This is a genomic window from Mesorhizobium sp. AA23 (assembly GCF_001672435.1).
Taxonomy (GTDB): Bacteria; Pseudomonadota; Alphaproteobacteria; order Rhizobiales; family Rhizobiaceae; genus Mesorhizobium.
Genome location: NZ_LYTP01000001.1, coordinates 575,052 through 598,928, shown reverse-complemented (window position 1 = coordinate 598,928; position 23,877 = coordinate 575,052). Strand labels below are relative to the sequence as shown.

Below are 23,877 nucleotides of genomic sequence, written 5' to 3'. Positions count from 1 at the left end.
TGACCGGAGACGGCGATGACCAGTGCGAAGATCGACGTTCGTGAGCTGGGTGAAGCCGTTTTCCTGACCGATGGCGGCCTCGAGACCTCGCTTGTTTTTCTGGAAGGCCTCGATCTGCCCTCCTTCGCCGCCTTTCCGCTTCTTGGCGAGGAGGAGGGGCGGACGACGTTGGCCCGCTATTTCCGCCAGTATCTCGACATCGCCGACAAACACGGCGTCGGCTTCGTGCTCGATACTCCGACGTGGCGCGCCAATCCGGACTGGGGCGAAAAGCTCGGCTATTCGAAAGTCGCATTGTCGGGCATAGACATGCAGGCAGTGTCATGGGCGCGGGCGCTGGCTGCGCCCTATGTTGCGCGTGGCATGACCGTGCTGGTCAATGGGGTGGTCGGGCCCCGTGGCGACGGCTACCACGTTGACACAGTCATGTCGCCCGCCGAGGCCGAGACCTATCACGGCGATCAGGTCAAGGCATTCCGCGATGCCAGCGCCGATATGGTCAGCGCCATTACGATGACCTATGCGCAGGAGGCTGCCGGAATAGCCTGTGCCGCGATGGCGGTGGGGCTCCCGTCGGTGATTTCGTTTACCGTCGAGACGGACGGACGCCTGCCTTCGGGGGAGAGCTTGAGAGACGCCATCGAGACCGTTGACGACGAAACGGACGGCGCTCCCGCATATTTCATGATCAACTGCGCACATCCGAGCCATTTCGACGCCGTCCTTGCCGGCGACGGACGCTGGACCAGGCGCATTCGCGGCGTGCGGGCCAACGCCTCAGCCAAAAGCCATGCCGAGCTGGATGCGGCGACCGAACTCGATCCAGGCGATCCTGTCGACCTCGGCCGGCGCTACCGCGCCATGCGCGACCGCTTCGGCCAGATAGCCGTGCTCGGCGGCTGCTGCGGCACCGACAGACGCCATATCGCTGCGATCTGCGAGGCCTGCCTCTGAGGCTTGCCTATAGCGGTTAGCCTTCCATCTCCTCGCGCAGCATCTCCAACTCCAGCCACTCTTCCTCAAGTGAGGCCAGCGTGGTGCGCTCCTTGCCCAACGCCGCAATGGTCTTCTGGAACGAGACCGGATCGCGCTCATAGAAGGACGGATCCGCGATATTGTTCTCCAGCCTTGAGATGGACGCGCTCACCGCCTCGATCTTCTTCGGCAGGGATTCCAGCGCGAATTTCTGCTTGAAGGAGAGCTTCTTGGCCGGGCTTTTAGCGCTGGTCTGTTCGGCCCTGGCCGTCGCTTCGTTCGCTTCAGCCTTCGGCCTTGCCTTGCGCTCCTCCAGCTTCGAGCCGCCGCGTTGCGCCAGCATGTCGGAATAGCCGCCGGCATATTCGATCCAGCGTCCGGCGCCGTTGGGCGCGATCACGCTGGTGACTGTGCGGTCAAGGAAATCGCGATCGTGGCTGACCAGGACGACCGTTCCGGCAAAGCCGGCGACCAGTTCCTGCAGCAGCTCCAGCGTCTCCATGTCGAGGTCGTTGGTCGGCTCGTCGAGCACCAAAAGGTTCGCCGGCCGCGCCAGCACCCGGGCCAGCAGCAGTCGCGCCCGCTCGCCGCCCGAAAGCTCGCGCACCGGCGTGCGCGCCTGCTCCGGCTTGAAAAGAAAATCCTTCATATAGGAGACGACGTGGCGCTGCTCGCCATTGACCACAAGGTTCTCGCCGCGCCCGTCGGTCAGGTAATTCGCCAGCGTCTCCTGCGGGTCGACGGCCTCGCGCTTCTGGTCGAGCGTTGCGATTTCCAGATTGACGCCGAGCCGCACGGTGCCGGCATCCGGCGGCAGCTCGCCGGTCAGCATCTTGAGAAGCGTCGTCTTGCCGACGCCGTTCGGCCCGACAAGGCCGACGCGGTCGCCGCGCTGAATACGGGTCGAAAAGCCCTTGACCACGGTGAGGTCGCCAAAACTCTTCTCGATGCCCTTGGCTTCGATCACCAGCTTGCCGGATTCAGCGGCGTCGCTTGCCACCATCGTCGCCGAACCCTCGGCGCCGCGATGGCTGCGAAAACGCTGGCGCATGGCCTGCAGCTCGCCGAGCCGGCGCATGTTGCGCTTGCGCCTGGCGGTCACGCCATAGCGCAGCCAATGCTCCTCGCGCACGATCTGGCGGCCGAGCTTGTGCTGTTCGCGCTCTTCCTCTTCAAGCACCTGGTCGCGCCATTCCTCAAAGTGCGCGAACCCCTTGTCCAGCCGGCGCGTCTGGCCGCGGTCGAGCCAGACGGTGGCGCGCGAGACGCGCTCGAGAAAGCGGCGGTCGTGCGAGATCAGGATCACGGCCGACGAGGTGCGGGCAAGCTCTTCTTCCAGCCATTCGATGACCGACAGGTCGAGATGATTGGTCGGCTCGTCGAGGAGCAGGATATCGGGCTCCGGCGCCATGACGCGGGCGAGTGCTGCGCGGCGCGCCTCGCCGCCGGAAAGGTCGTTCGGCCGCTCCTCGCCGGTCAGGCCGAGATGCTCCATCAGATAAGTGGCGCGATGCGGGTCGTCGGCCGGCCCGAGGCCGGCTTCGACATAGGCGCGCACGCTGGCGAAGCCATCCATATCGGGCATTTGCGGCAGGTAGCGCACCGTTGCCGAGGGCTGGCGGAATACTTCGCCGTCCTGCGGTTCGATCAGCCCCGCGACGATCTTGAGCAGCGTCGACTTGCCCGAACCGTTGCGGCCTACAAGCGCGATCTTCTCGCCGGCGGAGGCGCTCAGTGCCGCGCCGTCGAGCAGCGGCGTGCCGCCAAAAGTCAGTTTTATGCCATCCAGATTGAGAAGAGGCGGGGCCATGTCAGCTTTCGGGAAGAGGATAGGGGTGGGCGAGCAGCAGCGCCCGGCCACGCTCGAGCGCGATCTCGAGCCGACCCTTGATCTCATTTGATATGGTAAGCGATGAGCCGAACGCCACCTCGACACCGTCCAGCGGCCATTTGGCGCCTGAGACCGTCAGGCCGGCGAGGTCGGAGAAGCCGAGCACCGAGAACAGCGTGCCCTCGGCGTAGTCGAAGCCGGCTTTGCCCGGCAGGATGGGCACGCCCTCCTGGGCGCCGCTGGTCAGCAGCACGGTCGTGCCCGCCTCGGCCAGCCGCACGCTTAGAGCCAAATGCAGAAAGGCATGATCGGCGCGCTTGCCGCCGAAGGCGCCGGCCAGCACCAGGCTGGTGGCGCCGCGCGCCAGCGCCGCGGCAATGGCGAGCTCGCCGTCGGTCATATCCTTCTCGGTCGGGAAAATCTTGCGCGGCACGGCGGCCAGATTCTCCGGCAGGCTCGCCGGCACCGAGTCGAAATCTCCGACCCAGAGCTCCGGCAGCAGGCCAAGCATATCGGCATGGCCGATACCGGCATCGGCGGCGATGATGCGGGAGCCTTCGATCTGGCGATCGAGCCGAGGCGTGCGGACGAGATCGCCGCCAAGCAGGATGGTGAATGTGCCCATGGCCGTCGCCCTTACCAGCCCGGCCAACGAAACGGAAGCGGGCGCGTCCAAACGGAATCGCACTTCGCTACCGCGGTGAACCCTGATGGATGCCCAGGAAACTTCCGCTTGCGCGCCGCATCGGCCGGGCCTATGTCTCGAAATGCTCTAACGGGGTGCCGGACGCTGATTTTGCGAACCGGCTGAGAGGCACAAAGCCAACCCGCTGAACCTGATCCGGTTTGTACCGGCGGAGGGATTAGACGTTTCGGACCATCCGACGCCTCAATTCCTTTAACGCGAACGAAGGAGGCGCCGATGCGCTCGCTATTGTCCAACCTTGTTCTTGCAGTCGGCCTTGTTTCGCTTTTGGCAGGCGGACCTGCCGAGGCTAAAGACAAGCTTACCGTCTACACCTACGAAAGCTTCACCGCCGACTGGGGTCCCGGGCCCGCGGTGAGGAAGGAATTCGAGGCCGAATGCGGCTGCGATCTTGAATTCGTCTCGGTTGCCGACGGCGTGGCACTGCTCAACCGCGTCAAGCTGGAGGGCGCCGGCACCAAGGCTGATGTCGTGCTCGGCCTCGATACCAACCTGACCGCGGATGCCAAGGCGAGCGGCCTATTCGCGCGGCATGGCGCGGTGGCCGATTTGAATGTGCCCGGCGGCTGGAAAGACGACACTTTCGTGCCTTTCGACTACGGCTATTTCGCCGTCGTCTACGACACCGAAAAGCTGAAGACGCCGCCGAAGAGCTTGAAGGAACTGGTCGAGGGCGCCGGCCCCGACAAGATCATCATCCAGGATCCGCGCACTTCGACGCCGGGCCTCGGGCTGCTGCTGTGGGTCAAGTCGGTCTATGGCGACAAGGCGCCGGAAGCCTGGGCCAAGCTGAAGCCGAAGGTGCTGACCGTGACGCCGGGCTGGAGCGAGGCCTATGGTCTGTTCACCAAGGGCGAGGCGCCGATGGTTCTCTCCTATACCACCTCGCCGGCCTACCACATGGTGGCCGAGAACACCGAGCGCTATCAGGCGGCGTCCTTCGAGGAGGGCGAATATCTGCAGATCGAGGTCGCCGGCATCACCAAAACCGGCGCGAAGAACCCGCTGGCGGAAAAATTCATAGCCTTCATGACCGGGCCCAAGTTCCAGGACATCATCCCGGAGACCAACTGGATGTTCCCGGCCGGCAAGACCGACAAGCCGCTCAACCCGGCCTTCGAAAAGCTGGTGAAGCCGACCAAAACCCTGCTGTTCAGCCCGGACGAGGTGGCGGCCAACCGCAAGGCCTGGGTGGATGAATGGCTGGCGGCGATGAGCAAGTAGGACGCAGGATGGCGCTTGAGCACCCCCCTCTGTCCGGCCGGCCATCTCCCCCGCAAAGGGGGAAATTCGCGGTCATCGGTCCTAGAGTGGGAGATGTCCGGCAGGACAGAGGGGGGTGCGACGGAACGTGGCGTTCGCTAGCTCGAGCCAACGTGGTGCAGCGTGCAATCCACGCCGCGCCCTGACCCTCGCATCACCGCCGGCATCATCGCCCTTGTCGCCATTACTTTGCTCATCGGCGGCGCCTTCGCCGGCCTCATCCTCGAAGGCGCAAGCGGTCCGTCCAGCGCTGCCGCGGCCTTCGACAGCTATCTGCTCCGCGTCGCCCGCTTCACGCTTTGGCAGGCGCTGCTGTCGACATTGCTTTCGGTCTTGCCGGCAGTGTTCGTCGGCCGCGCCCTGTCCAGGCACACCAACTTTCCCGGACGTCGCCTGATCCTGCAGTTGTTCACGGTGCCGCTGGCGCTGCCGGCTATCGTCGCCGCGCTCGGCGTGTTGGCGCTTTACGGCCATGCCGGTTATTTTGCCGGCATCCTCGGCACGTTCGGCGGTGGGGAATGGCCGGGCATTTACGGCCTTTCCGGCATCCTGGTCGCGCATGTCTTCTTCAACCTGCCCTTGGCCACGCGGCTGTTCCTCGAGGCGCTCGGCACCGTGCCGGCCGACCAGTGGCGGCTGGCGAGCCAGCTCGGTATGGACGCTCGGTCGGCCTTCCGGCTGATCGAATGGCCGGCGCTGCGCACGGTGCTGCCGGGGGTCGCCGGGCTGGTCTTCATGCTGTGCATCACCTCCTTCACAATCGTACTGACGCTGGGTGGCGGGCCGGCGGCGACGACGCTGGAGGTCGCGATCTACCAGGCGCTGCGCTTCGATTTCGATCCCGCGCGGGCCGTGACACTAACGTTTCTGCAGATCGTGCTGACCTTCGTCGTGGTCGCCATGCTGACGCGACTCGGCGCCAACACGGTCGGCGATGCGAATCTGCCGGTAGCGCCACGCCGCTATCTTGCGACCAGCACCACCGAGGCCGTGTTGAATGCCGGCCTCATCGTGCTTGCGCTGCTGTTCGTCGCCGCACCGATGGCGGCGACCGTGCTCGCCGGGCTGGAGGCGGATCTCGGCCGGCTGGCCGGCGAGGACGCCGTGCGCCGCGCGACGCTCACCAGCGCCGGGCTCTCCTTTCTCTCGGCGCTGTTTTGCGTGATGCTGTCGCTGTCGCTGATCGCCGCCCGACGCGCACTGGCCCTGAGGCGCCGCGCGGGCGGCGCCATGTCGCTGCTCGAACACGCCGCCGACACCGGCGCCGGTTTCGTGCTGGTCGTGCCGCCGATCGTGATCGGCGCCGGCTGGTTCCTGGCTCTGCGCAACATCACCGATGTCTTCGCCATCGCACCCGTCATGGTCGTCGCGGTCAATGCGGTGATGGCGATGCCATTTGCCATTCGCGCCGTCCGCCCTGCCTATGACGCGGCGAGCGAGCGCCACGAGCGACTCTGCCTGGCGCTCGGCATTTCCGGCTGGAACCGGCTGCGGCTGGTCGACTGGCCGTCGCTCCGGCGGCCCTTGGCCACCGGCTTTGCGTTCGCCATGGCGCTGTCGCTCGGCGATCTCGGCGTGATCGCGCTGTTCGGCAGCGATTCCGTCCAGACCTTGCCCTATCTTCTACTCGCGCGCATGGGCAGCTACCGGACCGCCGACGCCGCGGGGCTGGCCTTGCTGCTCGGCCTCGTCTGCCTGCTGCTGGTTGTCGCCGCCGACTGGCTGGGGCGGGAGGCAAAGGCATGACGAGGGATAATAATGGCATCGCGGCCACGAAGGGCCTGGCCGTCACGTTGGACGGCGTATCCTTCAGCTATGGCGAGGCATCCTTCCGGTTCGATGTCGAATTCGCCGCCGGCAGGATCACCGCCATCATGGGGCCGAGCGGTTCAGGCAAGTCGACGCTGCTCAATCTGGTGGCCGGCTTCGAATCACCAAATGCTGGCAAGGTGCTGATCGGCGGGATCAATGTCGACAATGCGCCGCCCTCGGCGCGGCCGGTGTCGATGGTGTTCCAGGAAAACAACCTGTTCGCCCATCTTTCGGTCGAGGGCAATGTCGGGCTTGGCCGCTCGCCATCGCTCAAGCTCACGGCCGACGACCACCGCGCGGTCGCGGACGCGCTGGGGCGTGTCGGCCTCGCCGGCAAGGAAAAGCGGCTGCCGAGCGAGCTTTCCGGCGGCGAGCGGCAGCGCGTCGCGCTGGCGCGGGTGCTCATACGGGACCGTCCGGTGCTTCTGCTCGACGAGCCTTTCGCCTCGCTCGGCCCGGCGCTGCGCGAAGACATGCTCGATCTCGTGGCCGGCATCCACGCCGAGCGACAGATGACCGTGCTTTTCGTCACGCATCAGCCGCAGGACGCGCGCCGCATCGGCCAACGGATCGCGTTCGTCGACGAGGGCAGGGTCGCGGCAACAGGGTCGGCCGCCGATTTCTTCGACGGTGCTGGACCGGAGGCCTTCCGGCGCTATATCGGCGATCGAGGCGGCAGCGTTGCCGGATGACAACACATTGCCCGGAAGCGGACATAATTTACGGCCAAACCGGCTGCGGGTGATCAGGCGTTTGCTTGCCTTGTCCGGGGGAGTGTGGCTAGGTCCGGCCATGCTGGTCCGGGTGGGCCGTGATTTGCCGAAAGATTACGAAAGGAAGCCGATCTGACAGCCGGCATCGAGAGGGTATGGACTAAGCCGCTGGCGCGATTTTTCGCGATGGCCGGCTTTGCCGTGGCGCTGGCGAGCTGCCAGATGTTCACGCCGCCGGACGTGCAGGAGTCCGGCTTCCAGCCCTCCGACAAGCCGATCACCGTCGACAATGTCGTCGCCAATGCCAGGCTGGCCGAAATGGCCAAAGCGCAGCATCCGCGGATTCTCGCCACCTATGGCGGCGAATATTCCGATCCGAAGCTCGAGCGCATGGTGGCCAAGGTCGTCGGCAATCTGACGGTGGTCTCGGCCAATCCGACCCAGACCTATCGCATCACCATCCTCAACTCGCCCAACGTAAATGCCTTCGCGCTGCCGGGCGGCTATCTCTATGTCACGCGCGGACTTTTGGCGCTGGCCAATGACTCCTCCGAGCTTGCGGCCGTCATCGCGCATGAGATGGGCCACGTCACCGCCAATCACGGGTTGCAGCGGCAGCAGCTCGAGGCCGAGGAAGGCTTGGCGACCAAGGTCGTCTCCGATGTGCTCGGCGACAGCCCGACCGCCAAGGCCGCTCTCATCCGCGGCAAGCTGAGGCTTGCGCAGTTTTCGCGCAACCAGGAACTGCAGGCCGACGCGATCGGCATCAAGTCGATCGGCGAAGCGGGCTATGACCCCTATGCGGCCGGCCGCTTCCTGCAGTCGATGTCGGCCTATACCGATTTCCGCTCGGTCAGCGGCGCCACGGATGCCAGCCTCGACTTCCTGGCCACGCATCCCAACACGCCGCAGCGCATCGAGCTGGCGCAGCGGCTCGCCCGCAACTTCGGACCGCCCGGCGTCGGCACGCGCGACCGCGATGCCTTTCTCGCCGGCATAGACGGGCTGCTCTACGGCGACACGCCGGAAGAGGGCTATGTGCGCGGCCAGACCTTCCTGCATCCCGGCCTTGGCGTGTCGTTCTCGGTGCCCGAGGGTTTCGTCATCGACAATTCGGCGGCCGCGGTGACCGCGACCGGTCCGGGCGACATCGCCATCCGCTTCGATGGCGTGGCGATCGACAAGTCTGTGTCGCTCACCGACTATATCCGCAGCGGCTGGGTCGCCGGACTAGACGATGCCAGCGTGCGCCAGGAAACGGTCAACGGCAACGAGGCGGCGATGGCGCATGCCAGCGCGCAAGGGTGGCAGTTCGATATCGCGGTCATCCGGGCCAGCGGACAGGTCTACCGGCTGCTGACTGCGGCACCCTCGGCCAGCACCGCGCTGGAGCCGGTTGCGCGCTCCGTCAGCAGCTCCTTCCGCACGTTGAGCGCGGCCGAGAAGGCGGCTCTGAAGCCGCTGCATATCCGGGTGGTCACTGTGCAGCCCGGCCAGAACATGGGCACGCTTGCCGCTCAGATGGTCGGCGTCGACCGAAAGCTCGACCTGTTCCGGGTGCTCAACGCAATGTCGCCGGGCGCGAGCGTGTCGGCCGGCGACAAGGTCAAGATCGTCACCGACAAGTAGGGTCGCATCCCGTTTCGTGCTTCCGCAACGAATCAGCCGCGCGCTTCGTTCGGTCAACCCGGGCGCGCGGCTGCCGCAGCAATCAGAGCCCGCCACCGCTGCCGCCTTCAGGGCTGGTCTGGCCGCCGGTGCTGCCCCCGCTGCCCTCACCACTTTGGCCGCCGCCGGACCCCGAATGATCGCCGCTACTGCCGCGCCAGGGCGCCGGTCCGGTATCGGTCTGAGGTGGTTTGACCACTGTCGGGACTGTCACCGTCGGCGTCTTCGGCGCGGGTGTGCGGACAACCTTTACCTTGGTGACTATTTTCGTCACAACCTTCGGCTTGCACACTGCGACCGTTAAGGTGCTGCGCGCGGGAAGGCCGAGAATGCTCATCGAATATGCCTCTTGCCGCGCGATGCCGGCTTTGAGGAAAGCCAAGGCGCGGGCCTCGTCGGCGGGCACGCCGTTGCGGCCATCCTTGAAGATCACGGCGAGATCGTTCATCGCGTTGACGTGCCCCATGGCCGCCGCCTTGAGCAGCAGGTCCAATCCCTTGCCGGTATTCCGCTCGACGTCGACACCATTGAACAAGGCTCGCCCCCAAGCGGCCATCGCATAGGGGTCTCCCTTGTCGGATGCTTCTGAATAGAAGCTGATCGCTTTCGCGGAGTCCGCGGCCGGTCCTATTCCGGACGAAGCGATATGGCCGAGCTCGAACATGGCGCGGACGTGCCCCCTGTCGGCAGCTTCCTGGATAGCTTTCCTGGCCTCGTCGACCTTGCCGGACGCCAGCAGCGCCCGCCCAAGCTCGTAACGAAACCGAGCGACGTCGGGGTAGGCCTTCACCGCCGCCTGGCAAGCCTCAGCGGCCTCGCCGGCGATCTCGTTCTGCAAACGGCCGGGCGCGACGCCCTGCAGGTCGAGCGGTGCGCCCGCCGCCTGGTCGCAGGGGTCGACGCTTGGCGACAGCTTCATCATCGCTGCCTTGGACGCGTTGCCGCCGCGGATTTGGAAGCCAATCTGGACCGGAGCAGCCGAGCCGATCTGCGGCTCGTAACGCAAATTATCGACTTCACCGGCCATCAGGCTGGAATCCGGAGACAGGGTCCGGTCCGGCAGCGACAGAGTTCCCGTTGCCGGATAGCTTGCAAGCTTCAGGCTGAGCGCGGGGTCGTTGCTCGGGAAATCGAGCTTCAGCGGAACCGGACCGACGCCAACCGGGATGCTGATATCGCGATTTGCGATCGCCTCGGCGGCGCCGGTGATCTGGCTGCCGCTCTCCGGATCCGGCTGCTCCTGCTTGGCCGTGACCTCCTGACCCTCGGCGTCATCGTGGCGCATCAGCACCACCTCGTCGACCAGCGAGGAATTCTCCCACGGAACCTGCTTGCCGTTGGTGGCTTTGACCACGTCGCGGCGAACCGCCGCCATCACCGTGCGGATTTCCTGGTTGGGCGCCAACGCGTGGCGCGAAAAGGCAGATGAGAACGGGCTGAGGGCACCGCGCCCGTCATAGGCGACCGCGCCTGGCTCGGTGGCGAAGGCAATCAGCGTGTTCAGTGAGCTCTTCACCTGCGCAAGGCCGGCGTCGCCCGCGACGATCAGCTGGTCCCTCAGCCAGTAATCCTGGCGGGGGAAAGGATTGTTCCGGCAGGCGTCGAGGATGATCACCTGGATCTTCGCTTTCGAGCGCAATTGCTCCAGCACGTCGTCGAGCTTGATCGCCTGGACCTCGATGTCGGCGGCATCCTTCAGCGACGCATCGACGGGGATCAGGAAATTCTCGCCGCCGATCTGAAAACCGTGGCCGGAATAGTAGACGACGGCCAGATCCGCACCGTCCGCCGCGGCGAGATAGTTGCGGAACCGCTCCTCGAACTGAAGCTTGGTCAAGTCCTTGGCCACGAACACGTCGAAGCCGGCCAGCCGGAACGTGTTCGCCACGTCCTGAGCATCCTTGTCCGGGTTTTTGAGAGCCGGAATATTTCGGTATTCGGCATTGCCGATGACCAAGGCAACCCTTCGATCGGCGTGAGCCTCGAACGCGGTGAAGCACACGAGAACCAGGGCTGCAAGGAACGCGCAGCATCGCAGCATGGCAAACCCCCATCAGCTAAAGTTGTGCAGTCAGGAAGACAGTTTACGCCGCGAGGGTCTGTTAAAGAATTCACAATCCATGGCTACGGATGCAGAAAGCCGCCGGGAGATGGCCTCCTGACGTCTTCGAGCCGCTGCCTCGGCTTTCAGGCGGCTTCCGCCAGGAATTCGGGGTTCTGCTTCACCAGCGCCGCCCGCAGCTTTTCCAAGGCGCGGGCTTCGATCTGGCGGACGCGTTCCTTGGAGATGCCGAGCGCCTCGCCGAGCGATTCCAGGGTGGCGCCGTCGTCGCTCAGGCGGCGCTCCTCGATGATGCGCAGCTCGCGCGCATTGAGCGCGCCGAGCGCGCTTTTCAGCCAGACCGCGCGGCGCTCGACGTCGATCGTTTCGCCGACGACCTCGTCGGGAAGCGGATCCTCCGAGACCAGGAAATCCATCCGCTCGGCGGCGCCGTTCTCGTCGGCAAGCGGGGTATTGAGTGAGCTGTCGGGGGCCGAAAGACGCGAATCCATCATCGCCACGTCGGCTTCCGGCACGCCGAGCGCGGCCGAAACCTCGCGGTACAGCGAGGCATTGGAGAGCGGCTCGGCGCCGTTGGCAAGGCGCGCGCGCAGCCGCCTCAGATTGAAGAACAGCGCCTTCTGCGCGGAGCTGGTGCCGCCGCGTACGATCGACCAGTTGCGGAGGATATAGTCCTGCATCGAGGCGCGGATCCACCAGGTGGCATAGGTCGAGAAACGCACTTCGCGGGCGGGCTCGAAGCGGGCAGCCGCTTCCAGCAGGCCGACATGGCCTTCCTGAATGAGGTCGCCGAGCGGCAAACCGTAGTGGCGGAATTTGGAAGCCATCGAAATCACCAGCCGCATATGGGCGACGGTGATCAGATGCAGCGCGTCCTGATCCTTTTTTTCCCTCCAGCGTATGGCCAGGAGATGCTCCTCGTCGCGCTCGAGATAGGGAGCCTTCATTGCCGCCCGGACCAGTGTCCGTCCTGCCACATCCTCGATCATGCCGGCTCCTTTTGGCGGTCGTTGCACTGGATGACGGTTGAAATGACGTCGCAGCGCCCTACAACAGCCAGCAACGTGCCAGAAGCGCGAATGGTTCCGTAGTGCCGGCGGATGCATATGCCTGCCGAAAACGTTTCTGTTATCGATCCGTGAGGCTTGGCTTGGCGGATTTTTCGCTGGTTTTGAGAACTGGATTTCTGGAACGGTCGATTTTTGAAATCTGGTTCCTTATTTCTTGAGCTTCCATCTGCCAGTTTGCGGCTCTCACCATGCGCCGGGGCACCGGTCAAAACGGGATCACAGAAAAATGAAATGGCTCAAATCGCTTCTCGTCGCCGGAACGCTGCAGGTTCTGGCTGTCACAGCCGGTCATGCCGGCGCCAATCTCGACCAGATCAAGCAGGCGGGCGTGATCAAGGTCGGCACGGAGGGCACCTACGCGCCCTTCACCTATCATGACGAATCCGGCGCCTTGGTCGGCTTCGACGTGGAGATCGCCCAGGCGATCGCCGAGAAGCTCGGCGTCAAGGCGCAGTTTCTCGAGGGCAAGTGGGACGGCCTGATCGCCGGGCTCGACGCCAACCGCTACGACGCCATCATCAACGAGGTCGGCATCACCGACGCGCGCAAGGCCAAGTATGATTTCTCAGATCCCTACATCGCCTCCAAGGCGGTGCTGATCGTGCGCGGCGACAACAGCGACATCAAGACATTCGCGGATCTCAAGGGCAAGAAGGCGGCGCAGTCGCTGACCTCGAATTTCGGCAAGCTCGCCGAGAAGAACGGCGCCGAATTGGTCGGCACCGACGGCTTCGACCAGTCGATCCAGCTGCTGCTCACCGGTCGCGCCGACGCCACCATCAACGACAGCCTGTCCTTCCTCGATTTCAAGAAGCACAAGCCCGACGCCAATGTGAAGATCGCCGCGCAGGAAGAGAATGCCGATTATTCCGGTGTCATCGTGCGCAAGGGCGATCCGGAACTGGTGGCGGCGATCAACAAGGCGCTGGCCGACATCAAGGCCGACGGCACCTACAAGAGGATTGCCGACACATATTTCGGCCAGGACGTCTCGCAGTAAGCCCAGTCATCCCTTTTGCTTGAGTTCCGGCGGGCCGTCTTTGACGGCCCGCCGATTTTTACCTGATAGTCGCTCGCATGCGGCCAGAGGGTCGCAGCGTCCGGAAAGGAGAAGGGCTCCGTGCCGCACTGGTTGCAATTGATGCTGGAGTCGCTGCCGGCGCTGCTATGGGCGGCACTGATCTTCACCGTGCCGCTGACGCTGCTGTCCTTCGCCTTGGGGCTTATCGCCGGGCTGGTGACGGCGCTGATCAGGCTGTTCGGCCCGAAACCGCTGGTCGCTCTTGTGCGCTTCTATGTCTGGATCTTTCGCGGCACGCCGCTTCTGGTGCAGCTCTTCCTGATCTTCTACGGCCTGCCGTCGGTGGGCATCCTGCTCGATGCCTTTCCCGCAGCGTTGATCGGCTTCACGCTCAATATCGGCGCCTACACGTCGGAGATCATCCGCGCCGTCATCGGCTCGGTGCCGAAAGGGCAGTGGGAGGCCTCCTATTCGATCGGCATGACCTGGAGCCAGGCGATGCGGCGCACGATCGTTCCGCAAGCGGGCCGCGTCGCGGTGCCGCCGCTCTCCAATACGTTCATATCGCTGGTCAAGGACACCTCGCTCGCGGCGGCAATAACGGTGCCCGAAATGTTCCAGGCTGCGCAGCGCATCGTCGCCACCACCTACGAGCCGCTGATCCTCTATGTCGAGGCGGCGGCGCTCTATCTGGCGATGAGCTCGGTGCTGTCGGCTCTGCAGGCGCGGCTGGAGGTGCGGCTCAACCGCTATGGCGGCTTCCTGGAGGCCAATGCATGATCGGCCTTACCAACATCGAGAAGCGCTTCGGCGACAATCTTGTCCTGAAAGGTGTCACCGTCAGCATCGACGAAGGCAGTGTCACGGCGCTGGTCGGGCCTTCGGGCGGCGGAAAAAGCACGCTCTTGCGCTGCATCAACCTCTTGGAAATTCCGACCTCGGGCACTTTGCGCATCGGCGACGAGACGCTGGAGTTTCGGCCGGGCGCCAAAGTACCGGCAGCGGACATCCAGCGCGTGCGGCTGCAGACCGGCATGGTGTTCCAGAATTTTCAGCTCTTTCCGCATCGCACCGCGATCGAGAACGTCATGGAAGGGCTGGTGACGGTGCTGAAATGGCCGCAGACGGGGGCGCGCGAGCGGGCGATGGCGTTGCTCGAGAAGGTCGGCATGGCGCATAAGGCCGATGCCTGGCCGGCGACTTTGTCAGGCGGCCAGCAGCAGCGCGTTGCGATCGCCCGGGCGCTGGCGCCGTCGCCGCGCGTGCTGCTTTGCGACGAGCCGACCTCGGCGCTCGATCCGGAGCTGGCGCAGGAAGTGGTCGACGTGCTGGGTCAGCTGGCCCGCGAGGGCACCACCATGGTGATAGCCACGCATGATCTGAGACTTGCCTCCAAGATCGCGCAGGAGGTGGTGTTCCTCGATGCCGGCTCGATCGTCGAGAAGGGCCCGGCTTCGATCGTGTTCGACAATCCCGAGCGCGAGCGGACCAAGCGCTTCATCGCCTCGCTGCGGCAGGAGGAAGCGCGGAAGGAAGGCGGGGGCGGGGGATCAGGTACGATTTCTTCATAAGTTGGCGCTGCCCCTCATTGCTCTGCCGGGCATTTCTCCGCGTATAGTGACGGGAGAAAGGACGCTTTCATCAGAGTTCGCCAATCGCCAACGTTTCAAGAATGGGCGCCAACGACGCCGTCATCTCGCTTCTCCCCGTTCACTACGGGGAGAAGGTGCCGGCAGGCGGATGAGGGGCAGCGCCGACCTTCCGATATTGCGCGCAACAAAAAACCCGGCGCAAGGCCGGGTTCTTCGTTGTTCGGCAGGCGAAAGCTCAGGCAGCTTCTTCCTGCTCGGCTTCCTCGTTGTCGGCCTTGGCGCCGCGCTTCGGACCCTTGTTGAGGTTGACCTCGATGAGGCGAACCGCCTCGGTCTCCGACATGCGGTTGACGGCGGCGATCTCGCGAGCCATGCGGTCGAGCGCGGCTTCGTAGAGCTGGCGCTCGGAATAGGACTGCTCCGGCTGGTTGTCGGCGCGATAGAGGTCGCGCACCACTTCCGAGATCGAGATCAGATCGCCGGAATTGATCTTGGCATCATATTCCTGCGCGCGGCGCGACCACATCGTGCGCTTGATGCGGGCGCGGCCCTGCACGACCTTCAGCGCGCGATCGACATAATCCTCTTCCGAGAGCTTGCGCATGCCGATAGAGGTCGCCTTGGCGACCGGCACCTTAAGCCTCATCTTGTCCTTCTGGAAATCGATGACGAACAGCTCCAGCTTGTGACCCGCGACTTCCTGCTCGTCGATGGCCACGATCTGGCCGACGCCATGCGCCGGATAAACGATAAACTCACCGGTCTTGAACCCGTGACGGGCCGCGGTGGACTTCTTCTGCGGGGTGATCGTTGCCATTACGCCCTGAACTCCTTAGTTGTAGCGCCGGCATGGCGGCGCCGGCTGAACTCAGACGATCGGCGGAAGCCGATCTTTAGCCGCACAACAAGTGAACTCACCGGAATAAGCCGGGACCGACAAACCGCACGAATGCGATTGCCTGCCCCAGATCGCTCTGGTCCGGATTTGAAAAGTTCACCTTTCAGTGATTTGGGGCGTTAGCGCCATAAATCGACGTTGTGTCACCGGCATGTTTCGCGGATATAACACAAAAAGTCGGAAGAATCAAGGTTTTGCTGCATTCGCTAACGCCATGCGCCATCGCTGGCTGTCAAGAGAGCAATTGTACCGGCTCGCTTACGTGGCGTCATGCCGGCTTGCCCGGCCCGGCCGTCAGTCGCCTTCGCCGGGCTCCGGCGAGAAATACTTCTCGAACTTCCCGGCCTCGCCGTCGAAGTTCTTGGCGTCGGCCGGCGGCTCTTTCTTGGCAGTGATGTTGGGCCATTTCTCCGCGTATTCGGAATTGACCTGCAACCATTTGTCGAGCCCGGACTCGGTGTCCGGCTTGATCGCGTCGGCCGGGCATTCCGGCTCGCACACGCCGCAGTCGATGCACTCGTCAGGATGGATGACGAGCATGTTCTCGCCTTCGTAGAAACAGTCGACCGGACAGACCTCGATGCAGTCCATGTATTTGCATTTTATGCAATTATCGGTCACGACATAGGTCATCGCAGGCTCCGGGACGTCCCGTATTTGCTGGGCTTTTTTGGTGAGGTAACGCCTTTGCCCGCCGCTTGCAAGGGCAGGACTTCCCGCCTGAGCCGGCATCGCGGAAAGGAATTCCGCGCGCCTGCCGCGACGAGGTTCCGTCGAATCTTCTAGTCCTCGCCGAGCAGCCGGTCCGTCTGCCGCCGCTGCCGCTTGGTCGGACGGCCGGTGCCGGCTTCGCGCAGCGCCGGAATGGCGTCAGGAACCGCCTCGCCCTCGGGCGTCGGCGGCGGCGACATATCCTCGTAAAGCAGCCGCGCCTCGTCGGCAGGACCACGCCGGGCGCCGGGCCCAAGCACCTTCCAGACAAGGATTCGGCGGTCGAGCGTGATGGTCAGAACATCGCCGGCCTTGACCAGATCGGAGGCCTGCGCTGCTTTGTCGCGATTGATGCGGACGCGCCCGGCAATGACGAGCTTAGCCGCCAACGACCGGGATTTCACCGCACGCGAGAAGAACAACCATTTGTCGATGCGCTGGCGGCCTTCTCCAACCATCGCGACCGGCCGAGGCTATTTCTTCAGCTGGTCGCGCAAGGCGGCGAGCTTGGCAAAGGGTGAATCCGGATCGAAGCGCTGCGGACGCTCCTCGCGCGGCTTGCTCTGGAAGGTCGGCTTGCTGCCGCCTGCGGCATTGCCCTTGCCGTCCTGCCTGTTGCCTTTCCAGTCCGGCCGGCCCTCGCGGCGGCCCCCCTCGTGGCGATCGGCACGCTCGCCCTGAGGCCTGCCTTCGCGCCGTTCGCCGCCTTCGCGTTCCGGTCTCGGCTTGAACTTCGAGCGGTCGAAGCGCGGCTTGCCGGCCCCGTCGCGCTGGTCGCGGCGGCCCTCACGGGCTGGCCGATCGCCGGCCTGGCCACCCGTGGCAGCCGCCTGGCCATCGCCTGCCGCCTGGCCGTTGCGCGGACGATTGTCGCGGCGATTGTCATGGCGGTGGCGCGGGCGCGAATGGTCGAAGCGCGCCTGCCGCCACAGCAGGATCGGCTTCTGCTCTTCCGGCTCGGCGGAGGGCTCCGCGCCTTCACCGCTTTCGCCCTCGTGGGGAGCGCCGGCGTCGCCGGTGTTGGTGCCGCCTGCATCGTTGGCGCCGTGACCCCCACCCGCGTCGCTTCGCGCAATGACCTCCGCCATCGAGGCGGAGGGGGAGGCGTCGGCGCTTTCAGCCGACCCAAGCACTGCTGCCGCGTCCACCGCTGCGGCGGCCTCCACAGGCGGAGTCTCTTCCGCGACCGCAGCCGACGCTTCCGCCGGGTCTTTCGCGTCAGGCTCCGTCGCGGCTTCCGCGATGGCGTCGGCAGGAACTTCAGCGGCAGCCGGCTCGGATCCCTCGATCGTTGCCTCTACAACCGTGTCTGTTGCCACGGCGTGCGCCTCTGCCGCCTGTGCAGCACGCGCAGCCTCTTCCGCCGCAAGCTTCGCAGCCGCGGCCTCGCGGGCGGCATTGTCCAGCGCGTCGAGCTTGGCCTTCACCTCCGCCGCCGGCTTCGGTTCGGCGCGATAGCCAAGGCCTTTGAGGATCTCTTCCATGTCGTCGGCGGTGGCGCCGAGGATCGACATCATGGGCGGCGTCACCATGAAGGCGTGGCCGTCATAGGCGCCGTCCGGTCGCTGGCCGAGACCGGGCTTCCAGTTGGTCGCGGGGCGAATGAGATCGGCCAGCCGCTCTAGGATATCGACGCGTACGGCGCGGCGGCCGAGATTGCGATAGCCGGCGAGCTTGTAGAACGTCTTGTCGAAAGCAGGATCGATCACCACCGAGGTGCGGCCCGATGCCAGCGCATGCACCACGTCGCCGAAGCCTGGCTTGTCCTTGCCGTCGCTCTTAAGCGCCCAGAGCAGCGTCACCAGCCCGGCAGGCGCCGGCTTGATCAGCGCCGGCACGAAGACGTGGTAGGCACCGAAGCGGACGCCAAGACGCCGCAGCGCCGCGCGGCCTTCCTGGTCGAGCGACTTCATTTCCTCGGCGATGTCGCGGCGGTTGATGAGACCGAAATGCTCGATGAGCTGGAAGGCGATGCCGCGCGCGATGCCGGTGAGCTGCTCGGCATTCTTCAAATCGACCAGCGGCTTCAAGAGCGACTCGATCTGGAAATTGACGAAACGCTCGGCGCGCGCCGCGACCTTGTCGCGGGCAGGGCCGGTGAGCTGCTCGTCGGCAAGCAGCACAAGGCGCGGCTTCAAGGCCTCGTCGCCGGCAACCAGGGTGCCGATCGGCGCGCCGATCCAGCGCAGGACACCGTCCGAGCCCAATGCCAGATCGCCGTTGGCGCAGGCGGCGAAGCGCTCGGCGCGCGCCTCGAACTCAGCCGCGAGCGCCTTCTGGGCAGCGGTGCGCACCGCCTTGGCGTCCTCGCCGCCGGCGCTCTGGTCGGCGGTGAAGCGGAATCCCTGCAGCTCGCCGACGTGATGGCCTTCGACGAGCACGGTTCCGGTTGGGCTGATTTCAGCTTCAGGCATGGTATTTTCTCTAAGGCGCCGCATGAGGACGGAAGTCCTGCGGTCTACGAAGCGTTTCGTCAACCGCTCATGCAGCGCATCCGACAATCTGTCTTCGATTTCGCGCGTCTTTTCCTGCCAGTGTAGCTGATCGGCCAGCCAGCCCGGTCGGTTGGAGACGAAGGTCCAGGTGCGGATCTGGGCGATCCGGTGCGACAGCGTGTCGATATCACCATCCGTGGTGTCGGCCCGCCGCACCTGCTCGGCCATGTAATTCTCATCGACATGGCCATGGCGTGCAAGGTCCATGTAGATCGAGGCGATGAGGTCGGCATGCTGGGCGGGCGCGATCTTGCGGTAGTCCGGCAGCGCGCAGGCCTCCCACAGCAGCGCCACGCGCTCCCTGCCGGTGGCTAGCGTCCTGATGTCCGCGTCGCGCGACAAATGTTCCAGCGCCTGGGCGTCGACCGCCGGCAATGCCCGGGTCAGCCCTTCGACCGGCGCGTTGGTCTCGATCGAGCGTTTCAGGGCATCGAGGCTGGCAAAATCGAAATCGGCGGTGCGCCACTGCAGCACCTTCACCGGGTCGAAATCGTGCCCCTCGATCTTCTTGACCAGATCCTCGTCGAACGGATCGACCTGGCCGGTGACGCCGAAGGTGCCGTCGCGCAGGTGTCGGCCGGCACGCCCCGCGATCTGGCCTAGCTCGGCGGCGGTCAGGTTGCGGTATTGGTAACCGTCGAACTTGCGGTTCTGGGCGAAGGCAACGTGCTCGAGGTCGAGGTTCAGGCCCATGCCGATGGCGTCGGTGGCGACGAGATAGTCGACGTCGCCCGACTGGAAGATCTCCACCTGGGCATTGCGGGTGCGGGGACTGAGCGCGCCGAGAACGACGGCAGCACCGCCCTGCTGGCGGCGGATCAATTCGGCGATGGCATAGACCTCGTCGGCGGAGAAGGCGACGATCGCCGTGCGCCGCGGCAGGCGGGTGAGCTTCTTCGAGCCGGCATAGGCAAGATGCGACAGCCGCGGCCGCGTCACCACCGAGACGCCCTTCAGCAGGCGTTGCAGGATGCCGTGCATGGTGGCGGAGCCCAGAAGCAGCGTCTCCTGGCGGCCGCGCAGATGCAGGATGCGGTCGGTGAAGATGTGGCCGCGTTCGAGGTCGCCGGCGAGCTGCACCTCGTCGATGGCGACGAAGGCGGCATCGGTCTCTCGCGGCATCGCCTCCACGGTGCAGACGGAATATCTCGCGCTCGCCGGCACGATCTTCTCTTCGCCGGTGACCAGCGCCACCTTGCTGGCGCCGACCTTCTCGCAGACGCGTGTATAGACCTCGCGGGCAAGGAGCCTCAGCGGCAGACCGATGATGCCGGTGTCGTGCGCCACCATGCGCTCGATGGCGAGATGGGTCTTGCCGGTGTTGGTGGGGCCGAGCACGGCCGTCACGTCGCGGCCGGAAAGGATCAGCGGCTGGGAGGGTTTCGGCTGGATATTCATCGGCTCGGAAATGAGGCTTTCTGCCGCTTGTTGTCGGGGACGCGGCGGTTCCGTCGCGTGTGACAGGGCACACATAGGGATTTCAGACGCGAAGCGAAAGCGGAATGATCTCATCAACAGATGGCGCGACGACAGGCAAGGTCAAAATCCGCGGTCGATTAACCGTTGGAACGAGTCTGGAACGAATCGGCGACGAATCACTGACTCACTATGATTCAGGTTTTGTTCACGGCTACATATGGATTTTTTGGCCATGAGTCTCACCACATGCTGAATCTGTGAATTGGCCCGTTTCGTGCTTGGCTCGCGCTGGTGCCGGAGCGTCGTTAACCTTTGTGGGAGAGCGACCGCGACGGACTCGAGCGCGGCCGCCAACATTGTGAAATGGTTGATCTTTCCTAACCGGCGTTAATCTTGTTCGCGCTATTTGCGGCGTGGCGTGTTAACTTTTCGGCCAAAGCCGGAACGAATCGGCGACGAATCAGCGATCTGCAAAGCTTCCTGTTTTGTTCACCTCTAGATATGGTGTTGCCCAAAGCTTGTGCACCGAAAATCCACAGCTTGTGAACCGGGTTTCCCACAGGGCGCGGGGAGGCCGTTAACTTTTGCGTGCCAAATTGAGGCATGCCCACCCGGTGCTGCCGGAGCGCAGACAAAAACAGGCGGCCCGTTTGCGGCGGGCCGCCTGCCATCGGTGTCAGAAGAGTTCAGCCGAACAAGATCTCAGGCGAAATACTGGCCGCCATTGGCGCTTATGGTCGAGCCGGTGATGAAGCCTGCGTCTTCGGAGGCGAGGAAGACAACGCAGCGCGCAATCTCCTCCGGCTCGCCGAGACGGCCGACCGGGATCTGAGCGATGATCGATTCACGCACTTTTTCCGGCACGGCCATGACCATGTCGGTGGCGATGTAGCCGGGGCAAACAACGTTGACGGTGATGCCGGCGCGGGCGCCTTCCTGGGCAAGCGCCTTGGTAAAGCCGATATCGCCGGCTTTCGAGGCCGAATAATTGACCTGGCCCATCTGGCCTTTCTGGCCGTTGATCGAGGAGATGGTGATGACGCGGCCGAACTTCCTATCGCGCATGCCGTTCCATAGCGGATGCGTCATGTTGAAGACGCCGGAAAGGTTGGTGTCGATGACCTCCTTCCACTGCTCGCGGGTCATCTTGTGGAACATGGTGTCGCGGGTGATGCCGGCATTGTTGACCAGCACCGAGACCGGACCGAGATCAGCCTCGACTTGGGCGATGCCGGCGGCGCAAGCGTCATAATCGGCGACCGACCATTTGTAGACGGGGATGCCGGTCTCGGCCTTGAATTTCTGGGCCGCCTCGTCATTGCCGGCATAGTTCGCGGCGACCGAATAGCCGGCATTCTTCAGGGCCACCGATATCGCCGCACCGATGCCGCGCGATCCGCCCGTGACGATTGCTACCTTGCTCATGCATTTCCTCCCTTTGGTCGGAAGAGCGAATAGGGAGTGGCGAATAGCGAGTAGGGATCGATAGCCCGTCGTGCAACGCCATTTCCCCCTATTCGCTACTCCCCATTCGCTATTCGCTCAGTTCGCCATTCGCTCAGTTCAAGGCTTCCACACACATCGCAACGCCCATGCCGCCGCCGATGCAAAGCGTCGCGAGGCCCTTCTTTGCGCCGCGGCGGCGCATCTCGTAGACCAGCGTGTTGAATACGCGGGCGCCCGAGGCGCCGATCGGATGGCCGATGGCGATGGCGCCGCCATTGACGTTGACGATCGAGGGATCCCAGCCCATGCCCTTGTTGACGGCGCAGGCCTGCGCGGCGAAGGCCTCGTTGGCCTCGACGAGATCGAGGTCCTTGGCCGACCAGCCGGCCTTCTCCAGCGCCCGCTTCGAGGCCGGGATCGGGCCGGTGCCCATGATCGCCGGATCGACGCCGGCGGTCGCCCAGGAGGCGATGCGGACCAGTGGGGTGATGCCGCGCCTGGCAGCCTCGGCCTCGCTCATCAGCAGCGCGCCGGCGGCTCCGTCATTGATGCCCGAAGCATTGGCGGCGGTGACGGTGCCGTCCTTGTCGAAGGCCGGCTTCAGCTTGGTCATGGCATCCAGCGTAGCGCCGTGGCGGATATATTCGTCCTGGTCGACGATGGTGTCGCCCTTCTTGCCCTTGATGGTGACGGCGACGATCTCGTCCTTGAACTTACCGGCCTTCTGCGCCGCCTCGGCCTTGTTTTGCGAGGCCAGCGCGAACTCGTCCTGGACTTCGCGGGTGATCTGGAACTGACGAGCGACGTTCTCGGCGGTGTTGCCCATATGGTAGCCGTTGAAGGCATCCCATAGGCCGTCCTTGATCATGGTATCGATCATCTTGTAGTCGCCCATCTTGACGCCGGCGCGCAGGTGCTGGGCGTGCGGCGACAGCGACATCGATTCCTGGCCGCCGGCGACGATCACCTTGGCGTCGCCGGTGGCGATCTGCTGCATGCCGAGCGCAATGGCCCTCAAGCCCGAGCCGCAAACCTGGTTGAGGCCCCAAGCAGTCGTCTCCTTGGGCAGACCGGCATTGATGGAAGCCTGGCGGGCCGGGTTCTGGCCCTGAGCGGCGGTCAGCACCTGACCGAGGATGACTTCGTCCACCTCCGCCGGGTCGACCTTGGCACGCGCAAGCAATTCCTTGATGACGACCGCGCCGAGCTCGTGCGCGGGCGTGGCGGCGAAACTGCCGTTGAAGGAGCCGACTGCTGTGCGGGCTGCGCTGGCGACGACGATTGAATTGGAAGCGGACATTTTCTTCTCCAGGCTTCGAGGTGTCGTTAGGCTATCCTTGGAGACTTTCTTGCCCGTTCAAGCACCTGAGTCAAACCGGAAATCGGCATGGCCGCCATGTGCGGCAAGCAAGTCGAGCGCTTATCGTGACGGCGTGGCCATCGCGCTGCAGCACAATTTGGCCCGCCCTTTCGGCATTAATTGATGCCGCACTGCACAAACCGCTTGGAATTGTGACGCTTTTGCGCATATCCTCGACAAATGGCGCAATCGTTACCGGCCGCTTACTGTGAACGCGCCGGCATCCTGGGGAGGATACGGATGGCCGCAAAAGACGACCCGATCGTCATCAAGAAGTACGCCAACCGCCGGCTCTACAACACCGGCACCAGCACCTATGTGACGCTCGAAGATCTGGCCGAGATGGTCAAGAAGGGCGAAGAATTCACCGTGCAGGACGCCAAGACCGGCGACGACATCACGCATCCGGTGCTGACCCAGATCATCTTCGAGCTGGAGAACAAGGACGGGCAGAACATGCTGCCGATCCCGTTTCTGCGCCAGCTGATCTCCTTCTACGGCGACCAGATGCAGATGATCGTGCCGAGCTTCCTCGAACAGTCGATGATCGCCTTCTCCAAGGAGCAGGAGCGTTTCCGCGAGCAGCTGAAGGGCGCCTTCGGCAAGACGCCGATCGACATGATGAAGACGCCGATGAAGGCGCTGGAGGAACAGACGCGGCGCAACGTCGAGATGTTCCAGAACGCGATGCGCATGTTCACGCCGTTCCCGTCCGGCGGCCCCAATTCCGCTGCGCCCGCCGAGCCGCCGAAGAAGGACGAGAAATCCGACGACCTGCAGGAATTGAAGGCGCAGATCGCCGCCATGCAGCGCAAGCTCGACACCATGTCGTGAT

19 protein-coding genes and 1 riboswitch are annotated in these 23,877 nt (G+C 64.4%); of the genes, 9 read left to right on the top strand and 10 right to left on the bottom strand.

Annotation, left to right across the window (positions count from 1 at the left end; all coding sequences use genetic code 11):
• Positions 1 to 15 precede the first annotated feature (15 nt).
• On the top strand, positions 16 to 954 hold the full coding sequence (locus A9K66_RS02865) for a homocysteine S-methyltransferase family protein (RefSeq protein ID WP_067319433.1): 939 nt from the start codon (positions 16 to 18) through the stop codon (positions 952 to 954).
• Between the two features lie 16 nt (positions 955 to 970).
• On the opposite strand, the gene A9K66_RS02860 is transcribed toward A9K66_RS02865, so the two are convergent.
• Both A9K66_RS02860 and A9K66_RS02855 read right to left on the bottom strand, forming a co-directional pair.
• Entirely contained in the window at positions 971 to 2,785 is a 1,815-nt protein-coding gene (locus A9K66_RS02860) for an ABC-F family ATP-binding cassette domain-containing protein (protein ID WP_067319431.1), read from the bottom strand.
• A gap of 1 nt (position 2,786) precedes the next feature.
• Positions 2,787 to 3,431, bottom strand: a complete 645-nt coding sequence (locus A9K66_RS02855; RefSeq protein ID WP_067319429.1) for a thiamine diphosphokinase — start codon at positions 3,429 to 3,431, stop codon at positions 2,787 to 2,789.
• 141 nt (positions 3,432 to 3,572) lie between these two features.
• Positions 3,573 to 3,686, top strand: a riboswitch (TPP riboswitch).
• A 42-nt stretch (positions 3,687 to 3,728) separates the two neighbouring features.
• On the opposite strand from A9K66_RS02855, the gene thiB reads away from it, so the two are divergent.
• From thiB to A9K66_RS02835, 4 genes are all read left to right on the top strand, one after another.
• Positions 3,729 to 4,736, top strand: coding sequence for a thiamine ABC transporter substrate binding subunit (gene thiB / locus A9K66_RS02850; protein WP_067319427.1), 1,008 nt, complete (start codon positions 3,729 to 3,731; stop codon positions 4,734 to 4,736).
• Between the two features lie 162 nt (positions 4,737 to 4,898).
• Positions 4,899 to 6,521 carry a thiamine/thiamine pyrophosphate ABC transporter permease gene (gene thiP / locus A9K66_RS02845; RefSeq protein WP_067319425.1) on the top strand — a complete coding sequence of 541 codons (1,623 nt, stop codon included), beginning with the start codon at positions 4,899 to 4,901 and terminating at the stop codon, positions 6,519 to 6,521.
• Positions 6,518 to 7,279 carry a thiamine ABC transporter ATP-binding protein gene (thiQ, locus tag A9K66_RS02840; RefSeq protein ID WP_067319423.1) on the top strand — a complete coding sequence of 254 codons (762 nt, stop codon included), beginning with the start codon at positions 6,518 to 6,520 and terminating at the stop codon, positions 7,277 to 7,279. Before thiP ends, thiQ begins: the two co-directional genes overlap by 4 nt.
• Positions 7,280 to 7,486: 207 nt before the next feature.
• Entirely contained in the window at positions 7,487 to 8,929 is a 1,443-nt protein-coding gene (locus tag A9K66_RS02835; RefSeq protein ID WP_067319421.1) for a M48 family metalloprotease, read from the top strand.
• Between the two features lie 82 nt (positions 8,930 to 9,011).
• Here A9K66_RS02835 and A9K66_RS02830 read toward each other — a convergent pair whose 3' ends face one another.
• Both A9K66_RS02830 and A9K66_RS02825 read right to left on the bottom strand, forming a co-directional pair.
• Positions 9,012 to 11,009, bottom strand: coding sequence for a caspase family protein (locus A9K66_RS02830; protein ID WP_067319419.1), 1,998 nt, complete (start codon positions 11,007 to 11,009; stop codon positions 9,012 to 9,014).
• Positions 11,010 to 11,155: 146 nt separating this feature from the next.
• Entirely contained in the window at positions 11,156 to 12,019 is an 864-nt protein-coding gene (locus A9K66_RS02825) for an RNA polymerase factor sigma-32 (protein WP_067319417.1), read from the bottom strand.
• 307 nt (positions 12,020 to 12,326) lie between these two features.
• Between A9K66_RS02825 and A9K66_RS02820 the strand changes: the two genes are divergently transcribed.
• The 3 genes from A9K66_RS02820 to A9K66_RS02810 all read left to right on the top strand — a co-directional run bounded on the left by A9K66_RS02820 (position 12,327) and on the right by A9K66_RS02810 (position 14,692).
• Entirely contained in the window at positions 12,327 to 13,100 is a 774-nt protein-coding gene (locus tag A9K66_RS02820) for an amino acid ABC transporter substrate-binding protein (protein WP_067319416.1), read from the top strand.
• Positions 13,101 to 13,220: 120 nt separating this feature from the next.
• A complete protein-coding gene (locus A9K66_RS02815) occupies positions 13,221 to 13,901 on the top strand; it encodes an ABC transporter permease subunit (RefSeq protein ID WP_067319414.1) in 681 nt (226 codons plus the stop codon).
• Positions 13,898 to 14,692 carry an amino acid ABC transporter ATP-binding protein gene (locus A9K66_RS02810; protein WP_067319412.1) on the top strand — a complete coding sequence of 265 codons (795 nt, stop codon included), beginning with the start codon at positions 13,898 to 13,900 and terminating at the stop codon, positions 14,690 to 14,692. Before A9K66_RS02815 ends, A9K66_RS02810 begins: the two co-directional genes overlap by 4 nt.
• Positions 14,693 to 14,948: 256 nt before the next feature.
• On the opposite strand, the gene A9K66_RS02805 is transcribed toward A9K66_RS02810, so the two are convergent.
• The 6 genes from A9K66_RS02805 to A9K66_RS02780 all read right to left on the bottom strand — a co-directional run bounded on the left by A9K66_RS02805 (position 14,949) and on the right by A9K66_RS02780 (position 22,982).
• Positions 14,949 to 15,530 (bottom strand): CarD family transcriptional regulator, encoded by a 582-nt coding sequence (locus tag A9K66_RS02805; RefSeq protein ID WP_040974338.1) that lies wholly within the window; start codon positions 15,528 to 15,530, stop codon positions 14,949 to 14,951.
• 375 nt (positions 15,531 to 15,905) lie between these two features.
• The gene (gene fdxA, locus A9K66_RS02800; RefSeq protein ID WP_067001876.1) at positions 15,906 to 16,244 is read right to left on the bottom strand and encodes a ferredoxin FdxA; all 339 of its coding nucleotides are present in this window, start codon (positions 16,242 to 16,244) and stop codon (positions 15,906 to 15,908) included.
• Between the two features lie 149 nt (positions 16,245 to 16,393).
• Positions 16,394 to 16,780: an RNA-binding S4 domain-containing protein gene (locus tag A9K66_RS02795; protein ID WP_067319410.1), complete on the bottom strand. Its 387-nt coding sequence runs from the start codon at positions 16,778 to 16,780 to the stop codon at positions 16,394 to 16,396.
• A 15-nt stretch (positions 16,781 to 16,795) separates the two neighbouring features.
• Positions 16,796 to 20,215, bottom strand: a complete 3,420-nt coding sequence (locus A9K66_RS02790; RefSeq protein ID WP_067319408.1) for a helicase-related protein — start codon at positions 20,213 to 20,215, stop codon at positions 16,796 to 16,798.
• Between the two features lie 723 nt (positions 20,216 to 20,938).
• Positions 20,939 to 21,661, bottom strand: a complete 723-nt coding sequence (locus A9K66_RS02785; RefSeq protein WP_067319406.1) for a beta-ketoacyl-ACP reductase — start codon at positions 21,659 to 21,661, stop codon at positions 20,939 to 20,941.
• A gap of 133 nt (positions 21,662 to 21,794) precedes the next feature.
• A complete protein-coding gene (locus tag A9K66_RS02780) occupies positions 21,795 to 22,982 on the bottom strand; it encodes an acetyl-CoA C-acetyltransferase (protein ID WP_067319404.1) in 1,188 nt (395 codons plus the stop codon).
• A 300-nt stretch (positions 22,983 to 23,282) separates the two neighbouring features.
• Here A9K66_RS02780 and phaR point away from each other — a divergent pair, with 300 nt between their 5' ends.
• Entirely contained in the window at positions 23,283 to 23,876 is a 594-nt protein-coding gene (phaR, locus tag A9K66_RS02775) for a polyhydroxyalkanoate synthesis repressor PhaR (protein WP_067319402.1), read from the top strand.
• The last annotated feature ends 1 nt before the right edge of the window (position 23,877 follow it).

Excerpts from the sequence above, each read along its gene's own strand:
- A9K66_RS02865 (WP_067319433.1), top strand. The coding sequence starts at position 16 with ATGACCAGTGCGAAGATCGACGTTCGTGAGCTGGGTGAAGCCGTTTTC.
- A9K66_RS02860 (WP_067319431.1), bottom strand. The coding sequence starts at position 2,785 with ATGGCCCCGCCTCTTCTCAATCTGGATGGCATAAAACTGACTTTTGGC.
- A9K66_RS02855 (WP_067319429.1), bottom strand. The coding sequence starts at position 3,431 with ATGGGCACATTCACCATCCTGCTTGGCGGCGATCTCGTCCGCACGCCT.
- thiB (WP_067319427.1), top strand. The coding sequence starts at position 3,729 with ATGCGCTCGCTATTGTCCAACCTTGTTCTTGCAGTCGGCCTTGTTTCG.
- thiQ (WP_067319423.1), top strand. The coding sequence starts at position 6,518 with ATGACGAGGGATAATAATGGCATCGCGGCCACGAAGGGCCTGGCCGTC.
- A9K66_RS02835 (WP_067319421.1), top strand. The coding sequence starts at position 7,487 with ATGGCCGGCTTTGCCGTGGCGCTGGCGAGCTGCCAGATGTTCACGCCG.
- A9K66_RS02830 (WP_067319419.1), bottom strand. The coding sequence starts at position 11,009 with ATGCTGCGATGCTGCGCGTTCCTTGCAGCCCTGGTTCTCGTGTGCTTC.
- A9K66_RS02825 (WP_067319417.1), bottom strand. The coding sequence starts at position 12,019 with ATGATCGAGGATGTGGCAGGACGGACACTGGTCCGGGCGGCAATGAAG.
- A9K66_RS02820 (WP_067319416.1), top strand. The coding sequence starts at position 12,327 with ATGAAATGGCTCAAATCGCTTCTCGTCGCCGGAACGCTGCAGGTTCTG.
- A9K66_RS02810 (WP_067319412.1), top strand. The coding sequence starts at position 13,898 with ATGATCGGCCTTACCAACATCGAGAAGCGCTTCGGCGACAATCTTGTC.
- A9K66_RS02805 (WP_040974338.1), bottom strand. The coding sequence starts at position 15,530 with ATGGCAACGATCACCCCGCAGAAGAAGTCCACCGCGGCCCGTCACGGG.
- fdxA (WP_067001876.1), bottom strand. The coding sequence starts at position 16,244 with ATGACCTATGTCGTGACCGATAATTGCATAAAATGCAAATACATGGAC.
- A9K66_RS02795 (WP_067319410.1), bottom strand. The coding sequence starts at position 16,780 with ATGGTTGGAGAAGGCCGCCAGCGCATCGACAAATGGTTGTTCTTCTCG.
- A9K66_RS02790 (WP_067319408.1), bottom strand. The coding sequence starts at position 20,215 with ATGAATATCCAGCCGAAACCCTCCCAGCCGCTGATCCTTTCCGGCCGC.
- A9K66_RS02785 (WP_067319406.1), bottom strand. The coding sequence starts at position 21,661 with ATGAGCAAGGTAGCAATCGTCACGGGCGGATCGCGCGGCATCGGTGCG.
- A9K66_RS02780 (WP_067319404.1), bottom strand. The coding sequence starts at position 22,982 with ATGTCCGCTTCCAATTCAATCGTCGTCGCCAGCGCAGCCCGCACAGCA.
- phaR (WP_067319402.1), top strand. The coding sequence starts at position 23,283 with ATGGCCGCAAAAGACGACCCGATCGTCATCAAGAAGTACGCCAACCGC.